Source organism: Aerococcus sp. HMSC10H05 (assembly GCF_001806975.1).
In the GTDB taxonomy this organism is placed as follows: Bacteria; Bacillota; Bacilli; order Lactobacillales; family Aerococcaceae; genus Aerococcus; species Aerococcus viridans_B.
The window spans coordinates 2,796-4,200 of sequence record NZ_KV786993.1 but is presented as its reverse complement, the minus strand read 5'-3'; the positions used below and the strand labels follow the sequence as shown (position 1 = coordinate 4,200).

The window sequence follows — 1,405 nt, the reverse complement described above, 5'->3', positions numbered from 1 at the left end:
TTCAATCAAATTATTCAGGTATTTAATGGTACTGGTGGTAATCTCCTTGTCCATGATTGCAATCCATGGAATAGAAGCAAAATTCCCATTTCCAATACTTCCTTTGATCACATAATCTGTTAATGATAATTTATTACGCAATGCTTCAGGGATCTCTTCTTTGATAACTTGTCCTATTGGTGCCCCTGCAAAAGGGCCATTTTTAGATTCAGGATATTGTATAGCTGCATCAGCTATCATAGTTGATATATTCATGTTGCCTCCTTAAGCGTTTTGCTTTTACATAGATTGATTCGTGAGAGAGATTTCGTTTTTAATTCTATATACAGTATCTCTCGTAACCCCTGTTTCCTCTGCAATCTTTTTGATAGGCTCTTCTTGTTTGAGCTTATTCACGATTACATGATAGATCATTCGATCTCTTGGATTTTTTGCCTCCGCCGAATACTTTACCGGGCGGCCTTTATAGTGGCCTTTTCGCTTAGCTATTTCGATTCCTTGTCGCTGCTTACGTTTGATTTCTTCACGCTCATTCTGAGCTGTCCAGGACAGCAGTTGCACAATCATGTTTCGAATTAACTTTTGGAGGTTTGGATCTCCCATCTCTTGGTTTAGAATAGGTAGGTTTAAAACAATAAGCCCGACTTCCTTTTGATCGAGCTTCTGAACGGTCTGAACAATATCATCATAGTTTCGTCCCAACCGATCCAGTGACTCCACAATCAGAGTGTCTTTCTCCCGAAGGAATTGAAGTGCTTTTTGTAGCTCCAATCGTTCGGTCATGCTTTTACCGGACATTTTTTCTTGAAAAATCTTTTCAGCACCGGCTTGTTCTAAAGCTTCGATCTGACGATCTAAATTTTGGTCGGTAGTAGATACACGTGCATAGCCTACTTTCATCTTTTCCACTCCTTTTTCTCAACATATTTAATAGACACTTATAATCTACACTAAAAAGAGCGAAAAGACAATAGCCTATGCATGTCTATTTTGGGTACACCCTAAATCGTCATAAAGGGTAAAAAAAGACTGCTTCTTGTAAAAAAAGCAGTCTTTTTTCATTTGAGCCATTTCTTAGTATTTAGAAATCATAGATACCGTAAGGGATTTTATTCTTTATTTAAAACTTTGCAACAGAACCAGGCATTTAATAGCTTGTACAGAGGCAATTGATGCTGGTGTCAATGTAGCCGGTTACTTTGTTTGGTCATTGATGGACGTCTTCTCTTGGTCAAACGGCTATAATAAGCGATACGGTCTATTTTATGTAGATTTTGATACGCAAGAAAGATATCCGAAGAAGAGTGCCTACTGGTGGAAACAATTGAATGAGAATAGGGATCTAAGCTCGAACGATATAGGATAATAGGAATTAGTTAACCATCTAAGGTGATATACTTTAGAT

General features: G+C 37.7%; 2 protein-coding genes and 1 pseudogene. 1 reads left to right on the top strand and 2 read right to left on the bottom strand.

Annotated features, from left to right (window positions below):
- On the bottom strand, nucleotides 1-255 hold a 255-nt coding region (locus tag HMPREF3116_RS06740; protein WP_246819067.1), incomplete at its 3' end, for an MrcB family domain-containing protein.
- Nucleotides 256-279: 24 nt separating this feature from the next.
- Complete coding sequence (locus HMPREF3116_RS06735) at nucleotides 280-900, bottom strand: recombinase family protein (RefSeq protein WP_070468608.1); 621 nt, start codon at nucleotides 898-900, stop codon at nucleotides 280-282.
- Nucleotides 901-1,141: 241 nt separating this feature from the next.
- On the opposite strand from HMPREF3116_RS06735, the pseudogene HMPREF3116_RS08785 reads away from it, so the two are divergent.
- Nucleotides 1,142-1,366 (top strand): annotated as a pseudogene (locus HMPREF3116_RS08785) (family 1 glycosylhydrolase); the annotation flags it as partial.
- Nucleotides 1,367-1,405: the final 39 nt, after the last annotated feature.

Bases quoted from the DNA above. Each gene is read 5' to 3' on its own strand.
- HMPREF3116_RS06735 (WP_070468608.1), bottom strand. From the start codon at position 900: ATGAAAGTAGGCTATGCACGTGTATCTACTACCGACCAAAATTTAGAT.